23 protein-coding genes and 1 pseudogene are annotated in these 26,567 nt (G+C 70.2%); 12 read left to right on the forward strand and 12 right to left on the reverse strand.

The window, feature by feature from the left end:
• Positions 1 to 18: 18 nt before the first annotated feature.
• From CPZ01_RS12840 to CPZ01_RS12865, 6 genes are all read left to right on the forward strand, one after another.
• Positions 19 to 759 carry a competence/damage-inducible protein A gene (locus tag CPZ01_RS12840; protein ID WP_096395685.1) on the forward strand — a complete coding sequence of 247 codons (741 nt, stop codon included), beginning with the start codon at positions 19 to 21 and terminating at the stop codon, positions 757 to 759.
• A gap of 116 nt (positions 760 to 875) precedes the next feature.
• The gene (locus CPZ01_RS12845) at positions 876 to 1,232 is read left to right on the forward strand and encodes a DsrE family protein (RefSeq protein WP_096395687.1); all 357 of its coding nucleotides are present in this window, start codon (positions 876 to 878) and stop codon (positions 1,230 to 1,232) included.
• Positions 1,233 to 1,366: 134 nt separating this feature from the next.
• Positions 1,367 to 1,795, forward strand: coding sequence for a desampylase (locus tag CPZ01_RS12850; protein ID WP_096395689.1), 429 nt, complete (start codon positions 1,367 to 1,369; stop codon positions 1,793 to 1,795).
• Positions 1,796 to 2,144: 349 nt separating this feature from the next.
• Positions 2,145 to 4,064: a S9 family peptidase gene (locus tag CPZ01_RS12855; protein WP_096395691.1), complete on the forward strand. Its 1,920-nt coding sequence runs from the start codon at positions 2,145 to 2,147 to the stop codon at positions 4,062 to 4,064.
• 111 nt (positions 4,065 to 4,175) lie between these two features.
• Complete coding sequence (locus tag CPZ01_RS12860) at positions 4,176 to 4,694, forward strand: DUF7342 family protein (RefSeq protein ID WP_096395693.1); 519 nt, start codon at positions 4,176 to 4,178, stop codon at positions 4,692 to 4,694.
• Between the two features lie 2 nt (positions 4,695 to 4,696).
• On the forward strand, positions 4,697 to 5,128 hold the full coding sequence (locus CPZ01_RS12865; protein WP_096395695.1) for a hypothetical protein: 432 nt from the start codon (positions 4,697 to 4,699) through the stop codon (positions 5,126 to 5,128).
• Between the two features lie 177 nt (positions 5,129 to 5,305).
• Here CPZ01_RS12865 and CPZ01_RS12870 read toward each other — a convergent pair whose 3' ends face one another.
• From CPZ01_RS12870 to CPZ01_RS12900, 6 genes and pseudogenes are all read right to left on the reverse strand, one after another.
• On the reverse strand, positions 5,306 to 6,178 hold the full coding sequence (locus tag CPZ01_RS12870) for a sulfurtransferase (protein ID WP_096395697.1): 873 nt from the start codon (positions 6,176 to 6,178) through the stop codon (positions 5,306 to 5,308).
• A 139-nt stretch (positions 6,179 to 6,317) separates the two neighbouring features.
• Entirely contained in the window at positions 6,318 to 6,743 is a 426-nt protein-coding gene (locus CPZ01_RS12875; protein ID WP_096395699.1) for a universal stress protein, read from the reverse strand.
• Between the two features lie 69 nt (positions 6,744 to 6,812).
• Positions 6,813 to 7,799 carry a Gfo/Idh/MocA family protein gene (locus tag CPZ01_RS12880; RefSeq protein ID WP_096395701.1) on the reverse strand — a complete coding sequence of 329 codons (987 nt, stop codon included), beginning with the start codon at positions 7,797 to 7,799 and terminating at the stop codon, positions 6,813 to 6,815.
• Positions 7,800 to 7,879: 80 nt separating this feature from the next.
• Positions 7,880 to 8,398: a GNAT family N-acetyltransferase gene (locus CPZ01_RS12885; RefSeq protein WP_096395703.1), complete on the reverse strand. Its 519-nt coding sequence runs from the start codon at positions 8,396 to 8,398 to the stop codon at positions 7,880 to 7,882.
• Positions 8,395 to 9,642 carry an ornithine cyclodeaminase, nickel-pincer nucleotide-dependent gene (locus CPZ01_RS12890; protein ID WP_096395705.1) on the reverse strand — a complete coding sequence of 416 codons (1,248 nt, stop codon included), beginning with the start codon at positions 9,640 to 9,642 and terminating at the stop codon, positions 8,395 to 8,397. The genes CPZ01_RS12885 and CPZ01_RS12890 overlap by 4 nt, the downstream gene beginning before the upstream one ends.
• Positions 9,643 to 10,276: 634 nt before the next feature.
• Positions 10,277 to 12,177 (reverse strand): annotated as a pseudogene (locus CPZ01_RS12900) (site-2 protease family protein).
• 137 nt (positions 12,178 to 12,314) lie between these two features.
• Between CPZ01_RS12900 and CPZ01_RS12905 the strand changes: the two are divergent.
• On the forward strand, positions 12,315 to 12,767 hold the full coding sequence (locus CPZ01_RS12905; RefSeq protein ID WP_096395707.1) for a DoxX family protein: 453 nt from the start codon (positions 12,315 to 12,317) through the stop codon (positions 12,765 to 12,767).
• Positions 12,768 to 12,848: 81 nt separating this feature from the next.
• The gene (locus CPZ01_RS12910) at positions 12,849 to 13,088 is read left to right on the forward strand and encodes a hypothetical protein (protein ID WP_096395709.1); all 240 of its coding nucleotides are present in this window, start codon (positions 12,849 to 12,851) and stop codon (positions 13,086 to 13,088) included.
• A 35-nt stretch (positions 13,089 to 13,123) separates the two neighbouring features.
• Here CPZ01_RS12910 and CPZ01_RS12915 read toward each other — a convergent pair whose 3' ends face one another.
• The 3 genes from CPZ01_RS12915 to CPZ01_RS12925 all read right to left on the reverse strand — a co-directional run bounded on the left by CPZ01_RS12915 (position 13,124) and on the right by CPZ01_RS12925 (position 16,782).
• A complete protein-coding gene (locus CPZ01_RS12915) occupies positions 13,124 to 14,827 on the reverse strand; it encodes a methyl-accepting chemotaxis protein (RefSeq protein WP_096396283.1) in 1,704 nt (567 codons plus the stop codon).
• 213 nt (positions 14,828 to 15,040) lie between these two features.
• Positions 15,041 to 16,024 (reverse strand): 5,10-methylenetetrahydromethanopterin reductase, encoded by a 984-nt coding sequence (locus CPZ01_RS12920; RefSeq protein ID WP_096396285.1) that lies wholly within the window; start codon positions 16,022 to 16,024, stop codon positions 15,041 to 15,043.
• 2 nt (positions 16,025 to 16,026) lie between these two features.
• Positions 16,027 to 16,782 (reverse strand): coenzyme F420-0:L-glutamate ligase, encoded by a 756-nt coding sequence (locus tag CPZ01_RS12925; RefSeq protein ID WP_096395711.1) that lies wholly within the window; start codon positions 16,780 to 16,782, stop codon positions 16,027 to 16,029.
• Between the two features lie 662 nt (positions 16,783 to 17,444).
• Here CPZ01_RS12925 and CPZ01_RS12930 point away from each other — a divergent pair.
• The gene (locus CPZ01_RS12930) at positions 17,445 to 17,948 is read left to right on the forward strand and encodes a DUF367 family protein (protein WP_096395713.1); all 504 of its coding nucleotides are present in this window, start codon (positions 17,445 to 17,447) and stop codon (positions 17,946 to 17,948) included.
• A gap of 96 nt (positions 17,949 to 18,044) precedes the next feature.
• Positions 18,045 to 18,518, forward strand: coding sequence for a redoxin domain-containing protein (locus tag CPZ01_RS12935; RefSeq protein ID WP_096395715.1), 474 nt, complete (start codon positions 18,045 to 18,047; stop codon positions 18,516 to 18,518).
• Positions 18,519 to 18,938: 420 nt separating this feature from the next.
• On the opposite strand, the gene CPZ01_RS12940 is transcribed toward CPZ01_RS12935, so the two are convergent.
• On the reverse strand, positions 18,939 to 19,301 hold the full coding sequence (locus CPZ01_RS12940) for a DUF5518 domain-containing protein (protein WP_096395717.1): 363 nt from the start codon (positions 19,299 to 19,301) through the stop codon (positions 18,939 to 18,941).
• Between the two features lie 137 nt (positions 19,302 to 19,438).
• Here CPZ01_RS12940 and CPZ01_RS12945 point away from each other — a divergent pair, with 137 nt between their 5' ends.
• Together CPZ01_RS12945 and CPZ01_RS12950 are read left to right on the forward strand one after the other, a co-directional pair.
• A complete protein-coding gene (locus tag CPZ01_RS12945) occupies positions 19,439 to 21,976 on the forward strand; it encodes a heavy metal translocating P-type ATPase (RefSeq protein ID WP_096395719.1) in 2,538 nt (845 codons plus the stop codon).
• A 100-nt stretch (positions 21,977 to 22,076) separates the two neighbouring features.
• The gene (locus tag CPZ01_RS12950; RefSeq protein WP_096395721.1) at positions 22,077 to 24,230 is read left to right on the forward strand and encodes a GH32 C-terminal domain-containing protein; all 2,154 of its coding nucleotides are present in this window, start codon (positions 22,077 to 22,079) and stop codon (positions 24,228 to 24,230) included.
• On the opposite strand, the gene CPZ01_RS12955 is transcribed toward CPZ01_RS12950, so the two are convergent.
• Entirely contained in the window at positions 24,224 to 25,594 is a 1,371-nt protein-coding gene (locus CPZ01_RS12955) for a glycoside hydrolase family 68 protein (RefSeq protein ID WP_096395723.1), read from the reverse strand. The two genes, CPZ01_RS12950 and CPZ01_RS12955, sit on opposite strands and share 7 nt — an antisense overlap.
• A 111-nt stretch (positions 25,595 to 25,705) precedes the next feature.
• Entirely contained in the window at positions 25,706 to 26,533 is an 828-nt protein-coding gene (locus CPZ01_RS12960) for a hypothetical protein (protein WP_096395725.1), read from the reverse strand.
• Between the last annotated feature and the right edge of the window lie 34 nt (positions 26,534 to 26,567).

The following is a 26,567-nucleotide window of genomic DNA, read 5'->3' on the forward strand; positions in this document are numbered from 1 at the left end:
CGGCCCTACGACGGATCGATGGAGGTCGCGCTGATCACGGTCGGGGACGAACTGCTCTCGGGCGACACGGTGAACACGAACGCGAACTGGCTCGCCGCGGAGCTGAGCGAGCGCGGCGTCGCCGTGTCGCGGATCCTCTCGATCCCGGATGACCGCGCCGAGATCGCCGACCGGGTCCGGGAGTACGCGGTCGACTCCGACGCCGTGATCGTCACGGGCGGGATCGGCAGCACTCCGGACGACGTGACGATGGAGGCAGTCGCGGACGCGTTCGACCGCGAGCTGGCCCCGACCGACCTCACGCGCGAGTCGGTTGAGCGGCGGCTGGCCGCGATCCGCGAGCGCGTCCCCGACCGCGAGTTCGACGTCGACGTCGCGGCCGAGGCGGCGGTCCCCGAGAGGAGCCGCCCGCTGGTGACCGAGGCGGGACTCGCGCCGGGCTGCGTCGTCGAGAACGTGTACGTCATGCCCGGGATCCCCGACGAGCTGAAGGCGACGTTCGGGGCGGTCGCCGGCGAGTTCGGGGGCGACCGGCGCTCGCGGTTCCTCTACACCGTCGAGCCGGAGTCGAACATCATCGACGCCTTAGCGGAGGCGACGGACAGGTTCGACGTGGCTGTCGGCTGCTACCCCGACCGCGAGGCGGACCACAACCGGCTGAAGGTGACCGCGACCGACGACGACGCGCTCGACCGGGCCGCGGCGTGGCTGCTAGATCGCGCGAACGCCAGCGAGACGCCGGTCTCGCGGGACTGGTGAAGGCGGTCCGCCCGGCCCCGCGCGATGCCCGTCCGCTCGCGGTCGTGGCCGGTTCGACGATCCCAACACACAGCCGCGGACGGGTTTTCTCCGTCCCCGAACTACGCCGGAGCACGATGGCAAAAGCAGCAATCGTGATCCTCGCCGGTAACGAGTCGCACGCCGACTACGGTCGCCTCGCGAACGCGCTCGAAGCGGCGAAGGAGTTCGCGGAGAACGACGACGACGAGCTGGAACTGATTTTCGACGGCGCCGGGACGCAGTGGATCCCGGAGCTCGAAGACGAGGAGAGCGACTACCACGAGCTCTACCAGGCGGTCCGCGACGACGCCGCGGTCTGTGACTTCTGTTCCGGCGCGTTCGGCGTCGAGGACGCCGTCGCCGACTCCGGGCTCGTCACGCTCGACGAGTACGACGGCCACCCGAGCATCCGCTCGCTCGTCGACGACGACTACGAGATCATCACGTTCTGAGCGGCCCGGTCCGCCGAACCGCACTCACGTTTTGATCGACGTTCTCACCTCGCCAGCGACTGCCGGTATCCCCGACCAGTCGTAGTCATTGCTGGTCCGAACGGACTTATCCGGGTGTCGGGCCATCTCCGGGTATGATCGAGCTCACGCGGGCGGCGTACGACGAGGTCGTGTACCGGGCGTACGAGGGCGGCGAGGCGGAGATCTGCGGCGTGCTCGCCGGCGAACACGGCGACGACGGCGAGCCGAGCGTCGTCACGGAGACGTACGCGGCGGAGAACGTCGCGGAGACGCCGGAGATCCGGTACCTGATCGACCCCGAGGAGCAGTTGGAGCTGATCGAGACCGTCGAGGACGCCGGTCTCGACGTGGTCGGCTTCTACCACTCGCACCCGACCGGGCCGCCGCACCCGAGCGAGACGGACGCCGCGCGGGCGACGTGGCCGGGCCACTCGTACGTCATCTGCGCGCTCGACGGCTACCCGTTCGTCGGGTCGTGGCGCTGGCGCGACGAGGAGGAGGCGTTCGAACAGGAGACGGTCAGCGTGCGGAGCGAGCGATAGGACGGAGTCGGGCGATGGGCCCATTTATAAATCGTCGACTCCGAACCGGCGTCGATCATCGTCAAAGCTCCGGCCGCTCGGCGACACGCGATCGACAACTGCGCGGTGAACGCCGCCAAAGCCCCAGCCGCGAGGTGCGAGAGGAGGCCCTCTACGTCGTTGCGGGGGTCGCGACGTTCGAGACGGAAGGCGGTCCCGTCGAGGTGGGGCCGACGAGGTCGTCCGGTCCGACTGCGGGGAGTTCCAGCGGGGATGGAACCGGCGGGCACCGCGCCCGAATCGATCCCCTCCCGCCGCGGATTTATGCGGCGGAAACGTTGAATAGGATGCCGTCACCGTGTTGACACGGATGTCAGACTCAGACGAGACCGACGTACTGCGCGAGCTCGCCTCCCTCCCGACGATCGCGAGCCCGCGCGTGTCCCCGGACGGAGAGACCGTCGCCCTCTACTACGACGTGACCGGCCGCAACGAGCTTCACCTCTGTAACCCGGAGGACGGCTCCCTAGAGCAGCTCAGCGACGGCGACGTCCCCCGGTCGGTCCGCGCCGGCTTCGAGTGGGACCCGAGCGGCGACCGACTGTTCTACCACCGCGACGAGGACGGCGACGAGCAGCACGACGTGTGGGCGATGTCGCTCGACGGCGAGAGCGAGCCCGTCGTCGAGATGGACGGCCAGATCCGTCTCCACGACGTGGGCGAGGACGGCGAGACCCTCCTGCTCGGCTCCAGCCGCGACGGCCAGATGAACCTCTACCGCCACGACGTGCCGAGCGGCGAGACGACGAAGGTCACCGGCTACGAGCGCGCGGTCAACGCCGGGGAGCTGTCGCCCGACGGCGACCGGATCGCGTACGCGACCAACGAGACGGACACCTACGAGAACCTCGACGTCTACGTCGCGGACGCGGACGGGTCGAACGCGCGGAAGATCGGGGTCGGCGACCTCGGCGCGGAGGTCGTTCCGACGGACTGGGGCCCCGAGGGCGAGCGCCTCCTGATCACCGACAACAGCGCCGACCTCGGTCGCGCCGGAATCGTCGACCTCAGCGACGACGCGAACGGCGACGCCGGGGACGGCGACGCCGGGGACGTGACCTGGTTCGGCGCCGGCGAGTTCGAGGAGTCGGCGAGCCACTTCCTCGAGGGCGGCGACCGCTTCGTCGCGAGCCGGACGCGCGGCGCCGTGACGGTTCCGGTCGTCTACGACGCCGAGGGCGGCGCGGGCCGCGAGCTCGACTTCCCGGCCGGCGTCGCGAACGTGACGGAGGGCCGCTTGGCGGACGACCGCCTGCTCGCGTACCGGACGACGTCGAGCAAACGGCCCGAACTCGTCGCGTACGACCTCGACGCGGACGCCACGGAGACCCTGTTCGACGCCGAGTACGGCCCGTTCGACCCGGACGACTTCGTCGAGCCCGAGACGGTCTCGTTCGCCTCCGACGGCGTCCCCGAGACGCCGGCGCGGGCGGTGGACCACGACCCCTACGAGGAGTTCGAGATCGAAGGGCTGCTGTTCGACTCCGGCCGACGCCCCTCGCCGCTGATCGTCAACCCCCACGGCGGACCGCGACACCACGACATGCGGCGGTTCAGCTACCGAGTCCAGTTCCTGCTGTCGCGCGGCTACTCCGTGCTTCAGGTGAACTACCGCGGCTCCACGGGGCGCGGCCGCGAGTTCGTACAAGAGCTGTACGACGACTGGGGCGGCGCCGAGCAGGGCGACGTGGCGACCGGCGCCGAGCACGTCCTCGACGAGTACGACTGGCTCGACGAGGACCGCGTCGCCGTGTACGGCGGCTCCTACGGCGGCTACTCCGCCAACTGGCAGCTGGTCCAGTACCCGGAGCTGTACGCCGCGGGGGTCACGTGGGTCGGCGTCAGCGACCTGTTCGACATGTACGAGAACACCATGCCGCACTTCCGGACGGAGCTCATGGTGAAGAACCTCGGCGAGCCGGACGAGAACGAGGAGATCTACCGCGAGCGCAGCCCCGTCAATTACGTCGAGAACGTCGACGCGCCCCTCCTCATCGTCCACGGCGTCAACGACCCGCGGGTTCCCGTCTCGCAGGCCCGCATCCTCCGCGACGCGCTTGAAGACGCCGGCTTCGCGGAGGGCGACGACTACGAGTACGAGGAGCTCGGCGAGGAGGGCCACGGCTCCGGCGACATCGACCAGAAGATCCGGTCGCTGGAGCTGCTCGACGACTTCCTCGACCGCCGGATCGGCGCGGAGCGGACCGCGGTCGCGTCGCTGGACGACTAGCGGGCGCAAACCTCTCCCACCGGACCGGTGAGCCTCGTTCGCAGCAGTCGAACGTGACCAACATATTCTGCTGTAAAAAGAAATATATAGCGTAAGCACCGCACACGGTGTATGGGAGACGGGACGCACCGAGACGGTCCGCCCCCGTTCGAGCGGCCGTTCGCGGGTGAGGACACGAAGCAACGCGTGTACGGCGCGGTACTCCACGCCCGGGAGCCGATGACGGCCGCCGAAATCGCCGAGCGGGCGAACTGCTCGGCCGAGTCGGCGCGGACGCACCTGTCCTTCTACGCCGACCTCGGGATCGTCGTTCGCCACGAGGGGCGGCCGGTCCGGTACGAGCGCAACGACGACTACTTCGAGTGGCGGCGAGTGAGCGAACTCGCTCGCGAGCACACCGTCGACGAGTTACAGGTCCGCGTGTCGGAACTGACCGACCGGATAGAGGGGTACCGCGACGAGTACGACGCCGATTCGCCCGCCGACGTCGACGCCCTCGCGTTCGACGCGGCGCGGATCGACGACGTGTACGCGGATCTCGGCGACTGGGCCACCGCCGTCGAGGAGCGCCGCCTTCACGAACGCGCTCGGCGGAAGGCCGCCGGCTCCGCGGCCCCGTCGCACGGCTGACGATGGCGCCGACGGACGACGGGGCGAGCCCCGCGCCGATAGACCGGTCGGTGTTGCGACGGTTACGGTCCCGACTTTCGGGGAGTCGAACGGTTGAGTCCGCGACGGTCGTCGAGACGGGAAACCGCCACCTGCGTGTCGAGTTGGCCGAGGAGTACTACCCGGGATCGGCGGCCGCGCGCCTCGAGATCCGCTGGTACCGCAACGACGATTTCACCGTCCACTATCAGGAAGACCGACGGGATACCGCGTGGAAGTGCCGGTGGGATCGGCACCCGAACGCGCACAACTCGCGGGACCACTTCCACCCGCCACCGGCCGCCAGCCGCACCGACGCGGAGGACGCTCGGTGGCCGCCGGACCACCGAGGCGTACTCGATCTCGTCTTCGATAGGATCGAGAACCGCATCGAGACGCTGTGGGAGCGGCGATAGCGGGAACAGGTGACGGTTCAGTGACCCGTCGTCAGTGATCGAACGGCGTCGTCGGGGATTGACCGTGCCGTCGGCGACCGTTTACGAACGACGGGACAGTGAGTACCGACGAACAACAGGAGCGGCCGACTCGACTACTCGCGGCTGTAAAAAAAAAACCGGCTCCGCGACCGTCGCTTACTTCCCGGTCTCGATCGGCGCGCCGACGAGGTTCCCCCACTCGGTCCACGAGCCGTCGTAGTTGCGGACGTCGTCGTAGCCGAGCAGCTCGTGCAGGAGGAACCACTCGATCGACGAGCGCTCGCCGACGCGGCAGTAGGTGATCGTCGACTCGTTCCCGTCGACGCCGGCCTCGCTGTACAGCTCTCGGAGTTCGTCCGCGCTCTTGAACGTCCCGTCCTCGTTCAGCGTGGTGCCGATCGGAACGTTGCTCGCGCCGGGGATGTGGCCGCCGCGCTGGGCCGTCTCGTTGAGCCCCTCGGGCGCGATGACCTCGCCGGAGAACTCCTCTGGCGAGCGGACGTCGACCATCGGGATCCCCTCCTCGATCGCCTTGTCGATGTCGTCCTTGTACGCGCGGACGCTCTCGAAGGGGCCGCGGGCCTCGTACTCGCGCGGCGTGAAGTCGGGCTCCTCGGTCGAGAGCGGGTAGTCGTTCTCGACCCAGTACCCCTTCCCGCCGTCGATCACGCGGATGTCGTCGTGGCCGTAGTACTTGTAGATCCAGTAGCCGAACAGCGCGAACCAGTTCGGAACTCGGCCGCCGCCGTAGACGACGACCGTCGTGTCGGCGTCGATGCCGCCCTCGCCGTTCCGGGCCGCGAAGTCCTCCTTCGAGACGATGTCGCGCTCGGTCTCGTCGGTGAACACCGCGTCCCACTCGAAGTTGAGCGCGCCGGGGATGTGGCCCTCCTCGTAGGGCGTGTACTCCGACTCGTCGGTGACGGTCGGGTTGTTGATCTCGACGAGCCGGAGGTCCGAGTCGTCGTCCTGGAACGCGTCGAGGTTCGATTCGACCCAGTCCGCCGTGACGAGTACGTCTTCTGGCATCACCCGCAGTAGGGCCTGTGATCGTTTTGAACGTCCGATAATGGCGGTTCTTTCCGGCGCCTGTGACGACCGGCAGCCGGGCGAAACGGACCGGATTCGCCCGCCTCGCGGGCGTTCACTCGTTTGTTTCGGCTGACATCTACCGAATTACCGTCACGGGCACGTCGGCCTTGTCGACGACGCTCTTCGCGACGCTGCCGACGACCTGCTCGCGCTCCTCCGAGAGTCCCCGGTGGCCGACGTAGATGGCGTCGACCGGCTCCTCCTTCGCGTACTCGGTGATCGCGTCGGCCGGACGTCCCGTGAGGAGTTGGGTCTCGACGTCGACCGACTCGTCGCCGACCGCCTCCTCTGCGATGTTCCGGGCGCTCTCTAAGACCCCCTGTCCGGCCTCGACGGCGGCCTCCTCTCCCGGGAGGACGATCGTCCCGTCGACGAGCTCCGAGTCCGGGGTCAACACGTGGGCGATCTCGAGCGTCTCGTAGAACGCGACCGCCTGACGCGCCGCGTACCGGACGGCTTCGTCGCTCTCCGTCGACCCGTCGGTCGCAACGAGGTAGCTCATACGCGGAGATCGGTCCGTGAGACACATAACTCCTGCCGGGCGTTCCCGGGCCGCGACTCCGCGGTCGGGTTATCTCTCGCCGTCCGCACCGAGGTGAATCCGGTCCCCTTCCGAGGCGTGGATCGCGTCGAGCACTTCCTGAACGCGCATCGCCTCTGCGAAGGAGACGAGGTCGCCGCCGTCGTCGTCGACGGCGGCCGCGAACTCGGTCAGGAGCGCGCTCACGGTGTCGCCGCGCTCGTCGACGAGCGGTTCCTCGTCGTCGCGCCCGCGGTTCCGCACGAGCCGGTGCCACGCCGTCAGCGACAGCGCCGCCTCGTCGCCGACGACGGTGATCGCGTTCTCCTCCTCGCCCTCGTGGTCGCACAGCAGGTCGAGCGTCCCGCGGACGCCGTCGGCCCGGAAGGTCCCGACCACGTCGTCCTCGTAAGTGTCCGGCCCCGAGTAGCCGACATCGGCCGAGACGCTCTCGATCGGGCCGAACAGCTCCTGGACGCCGAACAGGAAGTGCGTCCCGACCTCGCGCAGGGGGCCACCCTGCTCGCGCGACTCCAGCCACGCCACGTCCTGCCACTCGCGGGGCCACCGCGGGAACCGGAACCGGAGTTCGACCCTTCGGGGGTCGCCGATCGCGCCGTCGGCGACGAGTTCCCGCAGGCGGACGAACCCCGGCGTGTAGCGGAACGGGAGGTTCACGGCCGTGACGCGGTCGCTCTCTTCGGCGAGCGCGACGAGTTCGCCCCCCGTCGCCGCGTCGGCCGCGATAGGCTTCTCGCAGATCACGTGCTTGTCGGCCGCGAGCGCGTCGGCGACGACCTCGCGGTGGGCCAGCGGCGGCACGCCGACGTAGACGGCGTCGAGGTCGTCGCGCTCGACGAGCGAGGCGTGGTCGGTCGTCGTCGCGGTGCGGTCGGTGCCGTGGTCGGCCGCGAGCGACGCCGCACGGTCCGCGTCGAGGTCGCAGGCGGCCGCCAGCTCGTACCGGTCGTGGTCGTCTATCGCGGCCGCGAGGCGGTTCCCGATGACGCCGCAGCCGACGATCCCGATCTGTATCACGGCCGTCGAGAGCGGTCGCGCGCGCTTGTAGCTTCGGGAGTCGGAACCGTTGCGGGACCGGGCGCGGACTGGGTCGCCCCTCAGGACTCGTCGACCGGGCGCGCGACCATCTCCCCCCACGGCTCGAAGCCGTGGCGGTCGTAGAACCCCTTCGCGCGCTCGTTCGCCGGGTCGACGTCGAGGACCATACGGTCGAGCGGGAGGTCCTGGTCGGCCGCGAGCGCGAGCGCGGCGTCCATCAGGTCGTCGGCGACGCCGGCGCCGCGGTGCTCGGGGGCGACGAATATCTCGTTCACCACCGCCGCGTCCCAGATCATCGCGGTGCGCTCGGGGAGGACGAAGACGTAGCCGACGACCTCGCTCCCGGATCCCTCGGTCTCCTCGACCGCGACGGTCACGCACCGCTCGTCGTCGGCGACGCAGCGGTCGACCCAGTCGAGCCAGCGGTCGCGGTACGCGTCGGTGAGCTTCCCCTCGTAGGCGGCCGCCTTCCCGTCGCCGCCGGTGTTCGCGCCGAGGCCGCGCTCGAAGGCGCGCTTCAGCTCGTAGAGGTCGTCCGCGTCGCGCTCGCGGTCGTAGGGGCGGATTTCGGGGGTCACGCGTCGTCCCCCTCCAGCACGAACTCCGCCAGCGTCGGGACGAAGGTGCCGATGTCGGTGACCATCCCGATCGCCTGCGCCGAGCCGCGGTCGAGCAGCTGGGTGACGGTGGCGGGGTTGATGTCGACGCAGACGGTCTTCGTCGTCGACGGGAGGCAGTTCCCGACCGCGACGGAGTGGAGCAGCGTCGCGAGCATGATCACGAGGTCGGCCTCGTGGGCCTGCTCGCGGATGGCGTCCTGCGCCTCCACCGCGTCGGTGATCGTGTCCGGGAGCGGGCCGTCGTCGCGGACCGACCCCGCGAGGACGGTGTCGACGCCGTTCTCGACGCACTCGTACATCACCCCCTCCGTGACGATCCCGTCCTCGACGGCGGCCTCGATCCCGCCCGCCCGGATGATCTCCGAGATGGTCCAGATGTGGTGTTTGTGGCCCTTCCGCGGGTGTTCGAGCGTCTCGACGTTCATGCCGAGCGAGGTGCCGTAGATCGAGCGCTCCAGGTCGTGGGTCGCGAACCCGTTGCCCGCCGAGAGCGCGTCGACGTAGCCCGCGGCGACCAAGTCCGCGAGCGCGTCGCCGGCCCCCGAGTGGATCACGGCCGGCCCGGCGACGACCATCACGTTGCCGCCCTCGTCTTTCACCGCGCGCAGCTCCTCGGCGACCTCGCGGATCGTCGACTCCGAGGGGCGCTCCGCGGAGACGCCGCCCTGCATGAACCCGAACGCGCCGCCCCCGCTCCGCGGGCGCTCCGGCGGGTTCACCCGGATCCCGGACTGATCGGTCGCGACGAGGTCGCCCGCCTCGACCGCGTTGAGCGTCTTAGTGTGGGCGCGCGGGGAGCCGTCGGGGCCGCCGTCCGGCTCTATCACCAGCGCGCAGTCCATCTCGATCCGCTCGACGTCGATCCACTCGCCGTCGTACAACACTTCGGTCGGGTGGTTCGTCGTCGAGTAGAAGTTCGGCGGGACCACCTTGTCGGCGGGCGCCGCGACGAGGTCCACTTCGGACGGGTCCTCCAGTACCGCCCCGTTCTGGTGGAGCTCGTGGAGGATGTCCCGCAGCGTCTCGGGGTCGTCCGCCGAGACGGTCAGCCGGCAGTACGACTCCTCGGTCTCGTGTTTCCCGACGTCGAACTGCTCGACGTCGAACGAGCCGCCGAGGTCCATCACCGCGCCGAAGCAGCGCTGCATCGTGCCGCTGTCGATGATGTGACCTTCGAGTTCGACGGTCCGCGAGTGGGTCATACGGGTTCGTCGCGTCGGCGGGGGAAACCGGTTTCCCTCGGTCTGTTACGACTCTTCAACAGAGAGGATTCCGACGTATCTCGCGCGGTACGGAAACGGCGGCGAACGGTAGCGAGGGTGTATGAACCGGTGTGATTGATCGATCACTTATAAATCGGGTTGTGTGTCGCTGTCGGCTATCAATACGTGATCGACGACGCGGTGACGATCTCGAAAGGGTCAGCCGCTCGTTTATAAATACCTAACCGCGGATCGACGGAGACAACCTCCAAAGCTCCAGTCGATCGTTTATAAATGCCTGATCGCGGATCGACGGAGACAACCCCCAAAGCCCCAGCCGCGAGGACGGCGCACGCTCGTTGTCGTTCGAGACGCCAAAGGCGTCTCGTGATGACGAGAGAGCGAAGCCCTCTCGAGCCACGCGCTTCAGTCGCTCGCGTTGCTCGCTCCTTCCAGTGCTTACGTCGCCTGCGCCGTCCTCGCGGCTGCCCCTTTGAGTCCCACCCCGCGCCGCACAGCACCTCACGCCTCCCCAGCCTCGTCGCTGGCACCCTCCGCTTCGCTCCGGGAGCCAGCGACTCCCTCGCGCGTGCTCCTCGCGCCCGAGGGGCGCTCGGAGGCACACGCCACCGCCTCAGATAACCCCGAGCGCGGTGAGGATCTGGTTGCCGAAGATCATCGCGACCAGCCCGGCCAGCATGACGAGCCCGGACGAGACCGTGATTGTCCGCACCGCGGCGTGTCGGTCGCTGATCGGGACCCGGCTGATCACCGCCTCGGCGACCATCCGGAGGATGCGACCGCCGTCGAGCGGGAACGCGGGGAGACAGTTGAACAGCGCCAGCTGGATGTTGATCCACCCCGACCAGAAGAGGAGGTTCGCGAGCAGGAAGGTCCCGCCGCCGAGCGCCGCCAGCGGCCCCTCGACGACGAAGAAGTTGGTCAGCTCGCCGGTGAACCCCGCGAAGTTGAACGGGAGCCCGAAGAGGCTACCGAGCGGGAGGATGAGCGCGACGAACACTAAGCCGAGCGGCGACTCGGTGACCCCGCCGAGCGGGAGCCCGTCCGCGGCCTCCTGACCGCCGTCGCCGCCGAGCAGTTCGAGGTACGCGCCGGCGGGGTACTCGGTGACGCCTACGTCGTCGAGCGCGAGCCCGCTCGTCCCGGGGAAGACGCTCACGCCGATGAACCCGCCGCCGCGGTTCGGGTGCGCGGCGAGTTCCACGTCGTACGTGGTGCGCTCGCCGTCGGCGTCGTACACCGTGACGGGGACGGTCTCGCCCGGATCGCGGTCGACGAGAACGGCCGAGAGCGCCTCGTTGTTGACGACGCGCTCGCCGTCGACCGAGACGATCGTCAGCGGCTCGCCGAGGGGGGCGCCCTCGTCGTGGATCGGGCCCCCCTCCTGAACGCCGAGGACGTACGCGCCGATCGGGGCGTCGGGAACGGTGACGGCGCCCTCGCCGTCGGCCGTCTCGACGCCCGAGGCGTTCTCGGCGCCGGGCGCGTCCCGGACCTGGTCGAGGACGGTCGCGTTCCCCGTCACCGTCAGCGTCGCGCGCTCGTCGCCGCCGACCGCGTCGAAGAAGTCGGACTCGGTGGCGACCGGCTCGCCGTTCACGGCCGCGATCGTCACCGGCTGCTCCTCGATCGTCACGCCGAGGGGGTTACCGCCGGCTGATCCGACCACCTGTAGCTCGCGGTCGACGGTCACCGTCTCCCGCGTCTCGCCGTCGTCGACGGTGAGCGCGACCGACTCGCCCGCGTCGGCGATCGCGGATTCGAACTCGCCGCTCGTCTCGATCGGCGTCCCCGCCACCTCGACGATCCGGTCGCCCTGCGAGAGGTCGGCCGCGGCCGCCGGGGAGCCGGGGTTCACCTCGCCGACCGCGTAGCCGGCGGCGGGCGAGATCGCGCCGACGACGGGGCCGAAGAGGAGCGCGAAGACGACGATCGTCAGCACCGTGTTCGCGGTGACGCCGGCCGCGAACATCCGGGCGCGGGCGCCGCGGGACGCCTCCTGGGTCGCCTCCTCGTCCGGCTCGACGAACGCGCCGACCGGGAGGAGCGCGAAGAAGACGAGCCCCATCGAGTCGATGTCGATGTCCTCGACCCGGCAGAGCAGGCCGTGCGCGCCCTCGTGGACCACCATCGCGCCGGCGAGGCCGGCGACGATCTCGGGCGCGACCGATAGCGGGAGGAAGTCGTTGACGCCGGGGATGATGAGGAAGTTCTGCGGCTGCTGGATCGCGGAGGGCTGCGCGTTCGAGAACGCTGACATCGCCGACGAGAGGATGAGCGCGAACGACGCCACCATCGCCACCAGGGCCCCCCGAGCCCGAGGTTGGCGACCGCGCGCCAGAACCGCTTCGGCGCCGCCAGTCGGCCGAGGAAGGCCCGCCCGCGGAGCGTCCGGAGGGTCAACACCGGTCCCGAGACCCTGAACGCGTCCGGGAGGATCCCATTGTTCCGCAGCCACATCGCGACCGCGGAGTACGCGAGGACCCCCGTAAGCACCCAGAACAACGTGTTCATTACGGACGGCTAAGGCTCGGCCGTCCCTAAGACGTTCGGTTCTCGGAACCTCCGGTGCGCCCACGCGCCGCGCGAGTCGGCTCGCTCTCGGCGCCCGCCGGCGAGGACTGATACGCCTCCCGCTCGTGTGGCGACGTATGACCGACGCAGACGGAACGGAGTCCGAACGCTCGCTCGCGCCGCTGATGGGCGCGACGTACGTCGCCGCCGGGATCGCGCACTTCCTGATCCCCGAGCGCTTCGCCGAGGCGATACCGCCGTCGTTCCCGCGACCGGTCAGCCTGGTGTACCTCTCCGGAATCGCCGAGATACTCCTCGGGATCGGGGTCGCGATCCCGCGGACGCGACGCCCGTCCGCGTGGGGGATCGTCGCCCTCCTCGTCGCGGTGTTCCCGGCGAACGTCCACCTCTCCCGGAGCGACACGCTGAACGACCTCGTCCCGGACCGGCTCGTCGGGCCGGCGCGGCTCGCGGCGCTGATTCGGCTGCCGTTTCAGGCGGTTCTGATCGCTTGGGCGCTGTGGTACGCGCGCGCCGACGAGGCGGCGACGGCTTCGGAAACGACGGAGACGACGGCTTCGGAGGCGTAGCCGTCGCCCCGTTCGCGACTCGATCGGCGGATCGCCGCCGCGAACTCAACACCCAAGTACCCCCCGGTCCAAACGCCGCACATGATCGCGCTCATCGACTTCGTCTCGCGGCTGGTCGGCGACGTCGGCCGGTTCGTCGACATCTTCCTGAACGACCTGATCCTCGGCGCGGGCGACCCGCTGTCGGCGCTGCTCGTCGTCGTCGGCCAGGTGCTGATCGTCGCTTCCGTCGGAGCGCTCGGGTACGCAGCGGTCGGCGCGCTGCTCGGCGAAATCGGCGTGAACCTCCCCTCGCTCGGCGGTCGCGGCCGCTCCGAGTAGAAACAAAAAACGGGCGGTTCGATCGGTCCCTCCCCTCAGTCGTCGTCGGCGCCCGTCGCCGACCGCGTGCCGGAACCGTTCGCCGGCCCCCCGACCGCGGTCGCGGCCCCGCCCGAGCCGTCCGGCACCTCGAACTCGTTCAGCCGCGCGAGCAGCTCGTCGGACTGGTCCGAGAGGGTGTGGACCTGCCCCGTCACCTCGGAGACGGTCGCGGTCTGCTCCTCGGCCGCGGCCGCGACGGTCTCCGCCTCGGTCGCGGTCTGTCTGCTCACGGACGCGACGCCGTCGACCATGTCGACCACCTCTTGGGTCGTGCGCGCCTGGTCGTCGGTCGCGTCGCTGATCTCCTGAACCGTCTCGTCGACCGTCGTCACGTCCTCGACGACTCCCTCGAACTCCCGCAGCGTCGACTCGATCGTCTCGACGCCCTCCGCGACCTGCGTCTCCATCTCCTCCGCGTCGGCCGCGGTCTCCGCGGAGGCGGTCTGTACCTCCTCGATCCGGCCGGAGATCTCCGCCGCGGACTCGCGGGTCTCCTCGGCGAGCGACTTCACCTCGTCCGCGACGACCGCGAACCCGTCGCCGGAGCCGTCGGCGCGCGCCGCCTCGATGGAGGCGTTCAGGGCGAGCAGGTTGGTCTCCTCCGCGATCTCGTCGATCACGGCCGCGATCTCGTCGATCTCGCCGACCCGCTCCGCGAGGTCGGTGACCGCGGCCGCCGTCTCGCCGATCCGGGATTCGAGCGCCTCCAGCTCCGCGATCGCCTCGGCCGCTTCCTCGCGCCCGGAGCGACCGCGCTCGGCCGCGTCGCGGGCGGTCTCGGCCGCGTCGTCCGCGCTCGCCGCGATCTCCTCGACCGTCGCCGACAGCGTGTTCATCTCGCCGGCGATCGCCTCCAGCTCGTCGGTCTGCTCGGCGGCGCCGTCCGAGATCTCCTGGACCGAGCGGGCGACCTCGCCGCTCGCGTCGTCGACCTCGTCCATGCTCGCGCGCACGTCGTCCGCGGTGCCGGCCACGTCGGCGGTGAACGCGCCGACGTCGCCGAGCGTCTCGCCGAGGGTCGCCACGAGCCGGTTGTAGTTGTCGACGAGCTCGGCGTACCGGTCCTCGTCGGTCGCCAGCGCGTCCGCGTCGATGGTCGCCGTCAGGTCGCCGTCCTGCGCGCGCTCCGCGGCGTCGCCGAAGGCGTCGACGAGCGCCTCCAGCTCGGCCGTGTAGGCGGCGAGGTTCTCGGCCATCTCGTCGAGCGACTCGCCGAAGGAGCCGGGAACATCCTCGTCGAGCGCCGGGTCGTCGAACTCCTGGGCCGCGAGCGCCTCCGCCTGCGCCGAGACGGTGGTGAGGTAGCCGTGGACCTCGCCGAACGCGCCGACGAGGCTGCCCACCTCGTCGGGTTGGGACGGATCGAGGGCGGCCGCGGCGTCGTCGCTCGACGGATCGGCCCCGTCGCCGCCGTTCGCTCCGTCGACCCCGCTCGTCCCTCCGATCTCCCCCGCGGCGATCGCCTCCGCCTCGCGCTCCAGCGCCCGGATCGGGGCGACGAAGTCGCGGCGGACGATGAGCAGCGTGTTGTAGATGGCGACGACCGCGCCGACGAACAGGGCCCCGGAGACGACGTACGCGGCGGTGCCGACGAGGACGAACTGGGTGAGGAAGATACCGACGGTGACGAGGAACTGGATGCCGACCGCCGTGACGACCTTGCGCTCTATCGACTCCGTGACGCCGAGCGCGTCCATCGTCCGCCACAGGAGGGCCTCGTACCGCCCGCGTATCCCCGGGCGGCGCTGTCGTGTCGTGGACATGTTCGGACCTCGATGAGAACGCCATATGAACCTCCCGCCGGGGTTATCAGGAGCGATTCTCGATTGTCACGGGGTGAGAATCCGCCGGCGGCGCGGGAGGGGTCGACGAAGTCGTCACGGCCGATCGGAAGGGCCCGTCGCGGCCGTTCAAAAGAGCCCGTCGACCGCCTCGGCCGCGAGGTCGACGGCGCTCTCCAAGTCCGGGCCGAGCGGCGACCCGACCACGAGCCCGTCGGCGTGGTCGGCGACGGCCGCGGCGCGCTCGCGGACGGTCTCGGGGGTGCCGGCCATACAGAACGCGTCGACCATCGCCGGCGTCACGCGCTCGAAGGCGGCGGAGAACTCGCCGGCCGAGACGCGGTCGCCGATCTCCGTCGCCGCGTCCGAGTCGATCCCGTGGCGCTTCAGGACGGGCGGCGCGGCGCCCGCGGTAATAAAGGCGACCGGCGGGCGGGCGGCCTCGCGGGCGGCGTCTTCGTCCTCGGCGACCGAGACGGCGGCGTACGCCATCAGGTCGAACTCGCCCCGACGGTCGGGTCTGTCGGCGAGGCCGTCGTCGACCTGCTCGCGGGCCCACGCAAGATCCTTGGGATGCGAGCCGTTGAACAGCAGCCCGTCGGCGTGTTTCGCGGCCATTCGGCACATGTGCGGCCCCTCGCCGCCGACGTGGACCGGAATGTCGGCGCCCTGCGGCGGCTCGTAGTTGAGCCCCGCGTCCGTCGCGTCGAAGGTCCCCTCGTGGTCGACGCGCTCGCCGGCCCAGAGCTTCTGGGCGGTCTTGAACGCTTCCAACACGGGGCGGAGCCCGCGCTCGTCTTCGAGCCCGAGGTTCGCCAGCGTCGAGGGGTCGCCCGGACCGAGGCCGAAGACGGCGCGCCCCTCGGACGCCTCGTCGAGGGTGGCGACCTTCGAGGCGAGCGTCGCGGGGTGGGTCTCGTAGGGGTTCGCGACGCCCGGACCGAGCCGGACGGAGTCCGTGGCGGCCGCGAGCCGCGAGAGGAACGCCCACGGGTCGCGGTTGTTGTAGTGACACGTCGAGTAGACGGCGTCGTAGCCGGCGTCCTCGGCGCGGACGCCGAGGTCGACGAGGCGGGACATCTCGTGTTCGGGGGTGAGTTCGATACCGAGCATGGTCATTCGTCGAAGGTCCACTCCCGCAGGGCCTGCCGGACGAAGTCGCCCTCGACCTCGCGGAAGTGGTTGTCCGAGCCGTCGTGGTCGCCGAACTCCCAGTCGCGGACGACGACGACCGGGGTGCCCCCGTCGCCCTCGCCCGCGACGAGGTTGGCGGCCGCGGCGAGCTCGTCGATCACGTTCTGGACGGTGACGCCCATCTCGCGGCCGTCGCGGTCCGTCTCTCCGCGCCAGTCGCGGCTGGCGGGCAGGCCGGCCCAGCCGATCGCGACGCCGCGCTGGCCGTGGCGGAACGGGCGCCCGCAGGTGTCGCTGACGACGACGCGGTCGGCCGCGAGCCCCTCGCGGATGCGCTCCGCGCTCTCCGAGGGGCGTTCCGGGAGCAGCAGCAGGTCGCCGTCGGGGACGTTCGAGCGGTCGATCCCGGCGTTGACGCCGATGTGGCCGAAGCGCGTCGCGGTGAGGAGGAAGGGGGCCTCCATGAGGAGCTCCGTCGACTCCTCGATGACGGCCTGCGCGAAGCGCGGGTCCTTCTCCTCTCCCGAAATCTCCGCGAGCCGGTCGGCGACCGCCTCCGCTCGCGGGCTCGCCGGGAAGTCGTCGAGGTCGAAGACGCGGCCCTCCGCCTTCGAGACGACCGTGCTGGCGACGACGACCACGTCCTCGGCGCGGAGGTCGACGCGCTCGTCGATCATGGCCGCGAGGTCGTCTCCCTCCCGGATCTCCGGGAGGTCCGGAACCGCGAACAGCTCCATACGAACACCTGCGCGGCGACGAGGAAAAACCCCGCCGGTACCGGGCCGGTTTGACGGTATCGGGATACAGTGGTGAAACGGAGAGTTCGAGTCCGAGCGGGCGACGAACACTTATAAACCGAACTGCGGTGGCGCGCGCCTCCGAGCGCCCGACAGGGCGCGAGGAGCCCGTGCGAGGGAGTCAGTCGCCGGAGCGAAGCGGAGGCGACTGACGAGGCTGGGGAGGTGTGAGGTGCGGGGCCGTGCGGGGCGGGGTGGGGCTCAAAGGGGCAGCCGCGAGACGGGCGCAGGCGACGTAAGCACCGCAACGAGGGAGCGGTAGCGACCGAGTGAGGAGCGCAGCGAGCGTGCGCCCGTCTCGCGGCTGGGGCTTTGGAGGAGTTCTTCGTCGATCCACTGTCAGAGATTTATGACCGAGCGGCTGGGGCTTTGGAGGAGTTCTTCGTCGATCCACAGTCAGAGATTTATGACTGAGCGGCTGGGGCTTTGGAGGAGTTCTTCGTCGATCCACAGTCAGAGATTTATGACTGAGCGGCTGGGGCTTTGGAAGTGTTCGCCGCCGATCTGCCGCCGGCTGGTTATAAAGAGGAGACTAAGGCGCTGACGTCGTAGCTCCCGTCCGCTCCGCACGCCTTTTAAACAAACCTACCAATCCAGTACTTGTGGACCTTCACGTCCGGTACGAGGGCGACGACGACCCCGACAAGTGTACGGCCCGGAAGCTCGCGCGCTTCGACCTCGCAGAGCTCCACCGTTCCGATCGGGCCACCCCGTACGGGGTCGTCCTCAACCCCCACGCCGAGCGGGCGCTCTCGCCCGCGGACGCCGAGATGGCTCGCGAGAACGCGCTCGTCGCGCTCGACTGCTCGTGGGAGTCGGCCGGCGAGAAGCAGTTCACCCTCCCGGGCGAGCACCGCGCGCTCCCGTACCTCGTCGCGGCCAACCCAGTGAACTTCGGGCGGCCGATGCGACTGACGACCGTCGAGGCATTCGCCGCGGCGCTGATAATCCTCGGCGAGCGCGACCACGCGGAGCGGATCCTCTCGAAGTTCACGTGGGGCGAGACGTTCCTCGAACTCAACGACGAGCCGCTCCGGCGGTACGCCGACTGCGAGGACTCGGCCGAGGTCGTCGCGATCCAGCAGGAGTACCTCGACCGGGGGTAGCCGTAACGCGGTCCGGATCCGAGACGGGCTGAGCGATACCGGCACCGAACAGGGTCGCGACAAGTCTTTTGCCTCGTTCGGCCGTATCGAACGACGATGGTATCCACAGGCGACGCCGCACCCACGTTCACCGCGACGGTCGGCACGAGCGACCATGAGCCGTTCGACCTCGACGACGAGATCGGCGACGGGCCGGTCGTGCTCGCCTTCTTCCCCGGCGCGTTCACCCCGCCGTGCACGAACGAAATGATCGCGTTCCAGGAGCGCGCCGACGCGTTCGACGAGGCCGGCGCCACCCTGTTCGGGGTCAGCGCCGACTCGCCGTTCTCGCAGGGCGCGTTCCGCGAGGAGCACGGCATCGAGTTCGACCTCGTGAGCGACATGGCCGGCGACGCGATCCGGGCGTACGGGCTGGAGATCGACATCGCCGACCTCGGCCTCCACGGCATCGCCAACCGGGCGGTGTTCGTGATCGACGACGACGGCGAAGTCGTCTACGACTGGGTCGCCGACGACCCGACGAACGAGCCCGACTACGAGGCCGTCCTCGACGCCGTCGAGAGCGCGTAAAATTCAGTTGACCGCGGAGTAGTCGGTTCCAGTGCTGTCCCGGTCATTTATTTATAAGCTACTGTGGCGCCAGTAGTGACGGACCCGTCTAAATCCTCAGCCGTTTGCTTATAAATAGCTGCTGCTGGATCGGCGGTAACTGCCTCCAAAGCCCCAGCCGCGAGGGCTCGGTGCGCTCGCTGCGCGCTTCAGTCGCTCGCGATGCTCGCTCCTTCCAGTGCTTACGTCGCGCGCCGTCGCTCTCGCGGCTGCCCCTTTGAGTCCCGCGCCGCACCGCTCCGCACCGCAGCCTCACACCTCCCCAGCCTCGTCGCGGCCGCTTAAAAGCGGCCGCGACTCCCTCGCACGTGCTCCTCGCGCCAGTGTGGAAGGCTGCCTCTTCTGACTCGCTTAAAAATGGTACTCTCGCGAAAACAGCGGCTATTCTCCGACGACGCCGCCGATGGCGCCCGCGAGCGCCGAGTCGACCGCGAACAGGAACGTGAGGAACAAGCCGACCACGAACACGCCGGCGCCGCCGAGCAGGCTCCCGATCGGGCCGCCCACGAGGCCGACGAGGCCCCCGAACGCGGCGAGCGCGAGGGTGACGACGATCCCGCTCACCGACCCCGCGAGCAGCCCGTGCCAGAAGCCGGAGAGCAGGCCGCCGCCGGCGAGGTAGCCCGCGACGAACCCGCCGACGAGCCCGGCGGCCGCGTGCCCGACGACCGGGACAGCGGTCGCCAACACGCCGGCGATCAGCATCACGACGAAGCCGTAGCCGACGGCGCGCCAGTCTGTCATGCCCGCGAGTAGCCCACGGACGGATAAATACTCGCGGATGGTTTACTATCTCAAAATCCTATTTTAATAATCTCTTATAAAATAGCCCGTGAGAATGGCAGTTGGATTAATAATGATGCGGCGGATACGGTCGGACAATGAGCGACTCACGCGAATCGAACGGTCCCGACAACGGGGCGACGGATCCGCCCGGCGGCGAGACGACCGACGACCTCGGCGGCGCGCAGCTCCGGCTCGCGGTGCCGGACATGGACTGCTCGTCGTGCGCGGGGAAGGTCGAGGGCGCGCTCGACCGCGAGGGCGTCCGCTCGGTCGACACCCGCCCGACGACGGGCGTCGTCGTCCTCACGTACGACCCCGACGTGACGGACGTCGAGGCGCTGACGGCCGCGGTCGAGAGCGCCGGCTACGCGGTCGCGGACGCCGAGTCCGACGGCGTCGCCGACGACCTGTTCACGAGCCCTCGGGCGGTCGCGACCGCGGTCGGCGGCGTCTTCCTCGCGGCCGGGCTCGTCTTGGAGTGGCTGCTCCCGGGACTCGACCCGACGTTCGCCACAATCGGCGGCGTCGGCTTCCTCGGCCCGTGGGCCGTCACCGGGGCGTCGATCGCGTTCCTGCTCGCGGTCGCCGCCGCCGGCCCGCCGATCCTGCGGAACGGACTCTACTCGCTGCGCGGCCTGAGCCTCGACATCGACCTGCTGATGAGCGTCGGCGTCGTCGCCGCGCTGCTCGTCGACCTCCCGTTCGAGGCGGCGACGCTGGCGGTGCTGTTCTCGGTCGCCGAGCTGCTCGAACGCTACTCCATCGACCGGGCGCGCACCTCCCTCCGCGAGCTGATGGAACTCTCCCCCGACGAGGCGGTCGTGATCCGCGACGGCGACGAGGAGACGGTGCCCGCCGAGAGCGTCGCGACGGGCGAGCGACTCGCGGTGCGCCCCGGCGAGCGCGTCCCCCTCGACGGGGTCGTGAGGAAGGGCTCCGGCGCGGTCGACGAGTCGCCGATCACCGGCGAGTCCGTCCCCGCGGAGAAGGAGCCCGGCGACGAGGTGTACGCCGGCTCGATCAACGAGGCGGGCTACCTCGAAGTGGAGGCCACCGCGCCCGCCGAGGAGTCGACCATCGCGAGGGTCGTCGAGCTGGTCGAGGCCGCGAACGGCGAGGAGACGCGCGCCGAGCGGTTCGTCGACCGCTTCGCGGGCGTCTACACCCCGATCGTCGTGGTCGGGGCGGTCGCCACCGCGGCGCTCGGCCCGCTCCTCGTCGGCGGCGGCGCGGAGACGTGGTTCGTCCGCGGGCTCACCCTGCTCGTCGTCGCGTGTCCCTGCGCGTTCGTCATCTCGACGCCCGTCAGCGTCGTCTCCGGCGTCACGGCGGCCGCGCGCAACGGCGTCCTCATCAAGGGCGGCGAGCACCTGGAGGCCGCCGGCGACGTCGACGCCGTCGCGCTCGACAAGACCGGGACGCTCACGCGCGGCGAGCTGTCGGTGACGGACGTCGTCCCCCTCGGCGACCGCGACGTCGACGACGTACTCGCGTGCGCGACCGCCATCGAGCGGCGGAGCGAACATCCCGTCGCGGCGGCGATCGTCGCGCGCGGCGAGGAGACCGGTGCCGATCCCGGCGACGGGGGCGTGACCGACGGCGAGGGCGCGACGGACGACGACGTGACCGACGACGTCGAGGTCACCGGCTTCGAGGCGCTGACCGGCGAGGGCGTGCGCGCCGAACTCGACGGCGAGACGCACTACGCCGGCAAGCCCTCGCTGTTCGAGGACCTCGGCTTCGACCTGAGCCACGCCCACGTCCGCTCGGACGGCGGGGTCGTCCGAGAGCGCGACGCGGACGGCGACGGCACCGACGATACGGGCGCGAGCGTCACCGAGCCCGAGCCCTGCGACCACGGTCGGTACCTCGACCTGGCGAGCGAGACGATCCCGCGGCTCCAGGCCGAGGGGAAGACGGTCGTCCTCGTGGGGACCGAGACGGAGCTGGAGGGCGTCGTCGCGGTCGCGGACACCGTCCGTCCGGAGGCGGCGTGGGTCGTGGACCGGCTCCACGAGCTCGGGATCGACCGCGTCGCGATGCTCACCGGCGACAACGAGCGGACCGCTCGGGCGATCGGCGAGCGCGTCGGCGTCGACGAGGTGCGCGCGGCGCTGCTCCCCGAGGAGAAGGTCGACGCGGTGCGCGAGCTGGGCGCCGAGACCGAGGGCGGCGTCGCGATGGTCGGCGACGGGATCAACGACGCGCCGGCGCTCGCCGCCGCCGACGTCGGGATCGCGATGGGCGCCGCCGGCACCGACACCGCCATCGAGACCGCGGACGTAGCGCTGATGGCCGACGACCTGACGCGGCTCCCGTACGTGGTCGACCTCTCCTCGCGCGCGAGCTCGACCATCCGGACGAACATCGGCGCCTCGCTCGGCGTGAAGGCGCTGCTCGCCGCGGGCGCCCCGCTCGGCTACGTGAGCGTCGCGATGGCCGTGGTCGTCGGCGACATGGGGATGAGCCTCGGCGTCACCGGCAACGCGCTTCGGCTCGGCAACGTCGAGCCCGCCGAGCCGCCGACCGCGGACGCAGCGGCCGCAGAGTCGAACGCGGAGGCCGCAGAGTCGAACGCGGAGGCCGCCGAATCGAACGCGGAGGCCGCCGAATCGAACGCGGAGACGGCGTAGGGCCGGGCGACGACCCGGCTCGCAACGGGCGATCGGCGCCGACGGGTCCGCGTTGACCGGAGACGATACGACTTTTACTCGGGAGCCAGTTCTCTTTGCTATGATTGGCCGCGAGACACGAGTCGGGTTCGTCTGTGACGGCGCGCCGTCGGACGAACAGCGGGCGGCGCTATCGTGGCTGGAGACACGGTCGGTTGAGGCCGTGCGGGTCTCTCCCGCCGAGGTCGGCGACGTCACGGACGAGTGCGACGTGCTGTGGTGGCACCGCGACGCGCCGATCGAAGGCGGCGTCCTCTCGGAGGGTACCGGGGACGCCTTCGACGCCTTTCTCGCAGACGGCGGCGGGCTGTTGCTCACGCTCCGAGCGATGGCCGTCGTCGACGACATCGGGGTCGATCCGGTGGCGCCGGACGTGGTCGGGACCGAGAGCGTCGCCGAACCGACCGGCGTGCTCTGGCGGACGCTCTACGACGACCACCCGGCGGTAACGGCGTTCGATTCGATTCGTATCCCGACCTGCGATCGAGGGGCGGTTCCGACGGCCCACTACGAGAGCGTAGTGCCTTCGCACGGCGAAGTGCTCGCGTCGACCGTCCGCGGCGACCGGGACGTCCCGAACGAGATGACCGTGGTCTCGTGGGACCGCGGCGGCGGCGTCATCGGCGTCGGTGCGCCGGTGGCGTTCGACGAACCCGCGGCCGAGCCGATCGCCGACGCGCGCTCGGAGCTAATCTCCGGCTGTCTGTCGGCGGTCGACGGCGGCGGCGACCAGCCCGGTCGTCCGAAGACGGCCGACGAGTTGACGGCGATGCGAGCGGCGTTCGCCGACGACCCGACGCGGCCGCGCTATCACTTCACCCCGCCGGCGAACTGGCTGAACGACCCGAACGGCCTGATCCGGTGGGACGGGCGGTACCACCTGTTTTACCAGTACAACCCCGCGGGGCCGTTTCACAACGCGATCCACTGGGGCCACGCCGTCAGCGACGACCTCCTCCACTGGACCGACGAGCCGATCGCGCTCTCGCCGTCCCCGGACGGTCCCGACCGCGACGGCTGCTGGTCGGGATGTGCGGTCGACGACGAGGGAACGCCGACGATCCTCTACACGGGCGGCGACGGCCGCTGGCAGCTCCCGTGTCTCGCCACGAGCGGGGATCCGGCCCTCCGCGAGTGGGACAAGGACGCGGGAAATCCCGTCATCGAGGAGCCGCCGTCCGATCTCGACCTCCTGTCCACGGAGGACTGGGAGATCGAGTTCCGCGACCACGCGGTCTGGCGGGACGGCGAGACGTGGTACCAGCTCATCGGTAGCGGCATCTCCGGCCGAGGCGGGACGGCCCTCCTGTACGCGTCTTCGGACCTCCGCGAGTGGGAGTACGAGGGGCCGCTGCTGACGGGAGACGACGGACACGGCGCCGTCTGGGAGTGCCCGGAGCTGTTGGAGCTCGGCGAGCGGTCGCTCCTCCACGTCTCCAACTACGAGGACGTGGTGTACTTCATCGGGGACCTCGACGACGGCGAGTTCGACGCCGCTCACCGAGGCGTGCTGGACGCCGGCGACTTCTACGCGCCGCAGTCGCTCCGGGACGGTGACCGCTACCTGACGTGGGGGTGGCTTCCGGAGACGCGGGAGACGAGCGCCCAGTGGGACGCAGGGTGGTCCGGGGCGCTGTCGCTCCCCCGGGTGCTGTCGCTCGGCGACGACGGACGCCTCCGGCAGCGACCCGCCGCCGAGGTGGATCAGCTCCGACGGGACCGACTGTCAACCGCGGTCCCGGACGTCCTCGACGAGCGCCGCCACGCGCTCGCCGCGAGCGGCCGGACGCTGGAGATCGACCTGGAGGTGTCGCTGGCGGACGCCTCGGCGTTCGAGCTGTCGGTGTTCGAATCGGCCGACCGAGACGAGCGGACGGCGATCCGCTACACGCGCGAGGGCGAACTGACCGTCGACCGGTCGGAGTCGAGCCGCGAAGGAGTCGGGGGGTCCGACGTCCAACGGATGCCCGTACCGCCGTACGACGGACCCCTGTCGCTCCGGGCGTTCCTCGACGGATCGGTGATCGAACTGTTCGCCAACGACCGACACTGCCTGACCAGCCGGGTGTATCCCGCCGAGGAGAGCACCGGACTGTCGGTGACGGCCGAAGACGGGCGAGCGACGGTCGCCGAGTTCGACGTCTGGGAACTCGAATCCGCGATCACGCCCGTGACGGGATCGCCCTCCGCGGCGCCCGACGCGGAGCCTCAGTAGTTGCTCCCCGGGTACCCGACGGTCCGGTGGCGGTCCATTCGGGCGTCCAACAGGTCGACGTAGCCGTCGTCTGAGCCGACCTCCTCGGGCGGCTGATACTCGTCGGTGTCCGGGAGGCCCTCTTCCGACGTGGGGATGTGCCAGTGCGCGAGCGTGCCGTGGATTCGCGTCCGATCGTCGGTGACGTCGAGCCGAAGCGTCGGACTCAGCGTCCCGCCGAACCGGCGCCGCTGCTCGGCCTCCGAGAGGTCCGCGATGCCGTCGAGCGAGTCGCCGTCGAACTCGCGGTAGTTGTAGAAGCTCTGAACGAGTATCTCGTCCCGGTACGGAAACGCCATCCAGGAGTACGCTTGGAAGGGGACGCTCGCCGGGTTGGTCACGACCAACCCGGATCCGTTCAGCGGCTCGTACTCCCCTCGGAGCGAGTCCGCGGCGAACCCGTAGAGGCCGTCGAAACCGTGGAGGCCGGGCGAAAAGGTGTGCATGTGGCTCGAAAAGAAGAGGTAGTATCGGCCGTCTCGGGGGACGACGTGGGGGCGTTCGAGCTCCTGGTTGACGCAGACGCCGTCCAGGAGCGGCGGTTCGAGCTCCCAGTCGAGCGGGTCGCCGCTCGGGGACGTGGCGACGCCGACGCAGCCGTTGAACTCCGTTTGGGCCTCGTCGCCGTCGCACCGGTCGCTGTCGACGGGGACCGGCGTGTTCGCCTCGAACAGGAGGTTCGTCTCGCCCGTCTCGGGATCCTCGAAGAACCAGGGGTCGCGGAACGTGTAGATCATCCCCCGAGACTGGCCCTCGTTCTCGTACCACTCCCCGTCCGGTTCGAGGATGGTCTCGTGGCTCCAGGCCCCCTCGCTCCACACCCCCTCCTCGTCGGCCTCGAACCGGCCGCCGTGGCCGACCGCGATGCGCTGCGTGTAGTTCAGGTCGTCTGCCGACTCGTCGCCTGCGGCGGTGTAGTACAGGTACAGCTCGCCGTCGTCGTACAGCGCGGAGCCGGCCCACTGGCGCTGGCCGAGCGCGTCGGCCTCGAACACGGGCTCGCCGCCGTGCCACTCGGTGCCGTTCCGAGAGTAGAAAAACCGGATCTCCGCGACGTCGTGGCGCTTTCCGGGGAGTAGTTCCTCGGAGGCGGTCAGTGAGAAGAGCACCCGCCAGCCGTCGATTTCGGCGATCTCTCCGTGTCGATCGCGGAGCAACCACGTGTCCCAGATGTGGAGGTCGTCGGCGGGGTCCTCAGGCGGCGGCTCGATGACCGGTGCGACGGTGTCGGGCGTGCGTTCGATCCGGCCGGCCTGCGATCTCGTCCACCGCGGCGGGAGCCAGCCCTCAGTGCTCCGTCGGCTGTCGGGGGTTCTCTCGCTCATGTTCAGTTACACTCCCGTCGGTAGTAAATTCACTTATTGTTCCCGGTCCGAACCGTGCGGGCCGCGCGTCGCTCCCATCTCGCCGCGTGCGGCCGCGACGCAGCCCCGGAGTCACTCGAACGTGTAGAGCCGGGCCTCGCAGTCCGGACAGACGAGCGTCTCGGACGGCTCGTCGCCGGCGCCGGTGTGGCCGCCGCAACACGACATGTCCGTGCCCCGTTCCAAGGCGGCCCCGCAGTCCGGACACTCGTCGAGGAACAGCCGGTTCGTCTGCGCCGCCGCCAGCCGAGCCTCGTCGTCGTCGAGGTGCGGTTCGGTCGCCCGGTAGCCGGCGATCTCGGCGATCGCCACCGGGCGGCTGAGCCAGGTCTCGTCCGTCACGCCCCCGCCCTCGGGACCGAGCGCGACCCACTCGTCGTCTATCGCCCGCGCCTCGGTCGCCGGAGAGATCGCGAGCGCGGCGCGAGCCAGCTCTTCCGTGGTATCCTCGCGGAGTCGGTCCATCTCCGCGTGCCACCGCTCGTCGAACGCCGCGGTGGGAGCGACGGTGTCGTCGCCGGCTTCGAGGACGCCGCTCTCGACGAGCCGGTCGAGCAACTCCGCCGGATCGGCGGGGCCGCTTTCGGCCCCCAGCGATCCGCCGCCGTTCGGGGGGTCGTCGGCACCCTCCGGCGGCTCGTCGAAGAGGGCCGCCCCGCCCGGGACGGCGGCGACCAACGGCGGGGCGAACCGGGGGGTCCCCGGAATCAAGTACCCTCGAAGCCAGACCAGCGCCAAGCCGCCAACCGCGGCGGCGGCGCCGACCGTCGGGGTGACGGCGGCTCCCAGCGCCGCGCCGGCGGCACCGACGAGGCCGACGTTGACGACCGTACACGGCCAACAGCGGTTTTCGCCGGTGTGGTCCGACCGCCGGAACTCGGAGACGAACGACGAACCCATCCCGACGGGGTACTCGCTACCGGGGCATCAACGT

This window comes from Halorubrum trapanicum (assembly GCF_002355655.1).
In the GTDB taxonomy this organism is placed as follows: domain Archaea; phylum Halobacteriota; class Halobacteria; order Halobacteriales; family Haloferacaceae; genus Halorubrum; species Halorubrum trapanicum_A.

Bases quoted from the DNA above. Each gene is read 5' to 3' on its own strand.
- CPZ01_RS12840 (WP_096395685.1), top strand. From the start codon at position 19: ATGGAGGTCGCGCTGATCACGGTCGGGGACGAACTGCTCTCGGGCGAC.
- CPZ01_RS12845 (WP_096395687.1), top strand. From the start codon at position 876: ATGGCAAAAGCAGCAATCGTGATCCTCGCCGGTAACGAGTCGCACGCC.
- CPZ01_RS12850 (WP_096395689.1), top strand. From the start codon at position 1,367: ATGATCGAGCTCACGCGGGCGGCGTACGACGAGGTCGTGTACCGGGCG.
- CPZ01_RS12855 (WP_096395691.1), top strand. From the start codon at position 2,145: ATGTCAGACTCAGACGAGACCGACGTACTGCGCGAGCTCGCCTCCCTC.
- CPZ01_RS12860 (WP_096395693.1), top strand. From the start codon at position 4,176: ATGGGAGACGGGACGCACCGAGACGGTCCGCCCCCGTTCGAGCGGCCG.
- CPZ01_RS12865 (WP_096395695.1), top strand. From the start codon at position 4,697: ATGGCGCCGACGGACGACGGGGCGAGCCCCGCGCCGATAGACCGGTCG.
- CPZ01_RS12870 (WP_096395697.1), bottom strand. From the start codon at position 6,178: ATGCCAGAAGACGTACTCGTCACGGCGGACTGGGTCGAATCGAACCTC.
- CPZ01_RS12875 (WP_096395699.1), bottom strand. From the start codon at position 6,743: ATGAGCTACCTCGTTGCGACCGACGGGTCGACGGAGAGCGACGAAGCC.
- CPZ01_RS12890 (WP_096395705.1), bottom strand. From the start codon at position 9,642: ATGACCCACTCGCGGACCGTCGAACTCGAAGGTCACATCATCGACAGC.
- CPZ01_RS12905 (WP_096395707.1), top strand. From the start codon at position 12,315: ATGACCGACGCAGACGGAACGGAGTCCGAACGCTCGCTCGCGCCGCTG.
- CPZ01_RS12910 (WP_096395709.1), top strand. From the start codon at position 12,849: ATGATCGCGCTCATCGACTTCGTCTCGCGGCTGGTCGGCGACGTCGGC.
- CPZ01_RS12915 (WP_096396283.1), bottom strand. From the start codon at position 14,827: ATGGACGCGCTCGGCGTCACGGAGTCGATAGAGCGCAAGGTCGTCACG.
- CPZ01_RS12920 (WP_096396285.1), bottom strand. From the start codon at position 16,024: ATGCTCGGTATCGAACTCACCCCCGAACACGAGATGTCCCGCCTCGTC.
- CPZ01_RS12925 (WP_096395711.1), bottom strand. From the start codon at position 16,782: ATGGAGCTGTTCGCGGTTCCGGACCTCCCGGAGATCCGGGAGGGAGAC.
- CPZ01_RS12935 (WP_096395715.1), top strand. From the start codon at position 18,045: ATGGTATCCACAGGCGACGCCGCACCCACGTTCACCGCGACGGTCGGC.
- CPZ01_RS12940 (WP_096395717.1), bottom strand. From the start codon at position 19,301: ATGACAGACTGGCGCGCCGTCGGCTACGGCTTCGTCGTGATGCTGATC.
- CPZ01_RS12945 (WP_096395719.1), top strand. From the start codon at position 19,439: ATGAGCGACTCACGCGAATCGAACGGTCCCGACAACGGGGCGACGGAT.
- CPZ01_RS12950 (WP_096395721.1), top strand. From the start codon at position 22,077: ATGATTGGCCGCGAGACACGAGTCGGGTTCGTCTGTGACGGCGCGCCG.
- CPZ01_RS12955 (WP_096395723.1), bottom strand. From the start codon at position 25,594: ATGAGCGAGAGAACCCCCGACAGCCGACGGAGCACTGAGGGCTGGCTC.
- CPZ01_RS12960 (WP_096395725.1), bottom strand. From the start codon at position 26,533: ATGGGTTCGTCGTTCGTCTCCGAGTTCCGGCGGTCGGACCACACCGGC.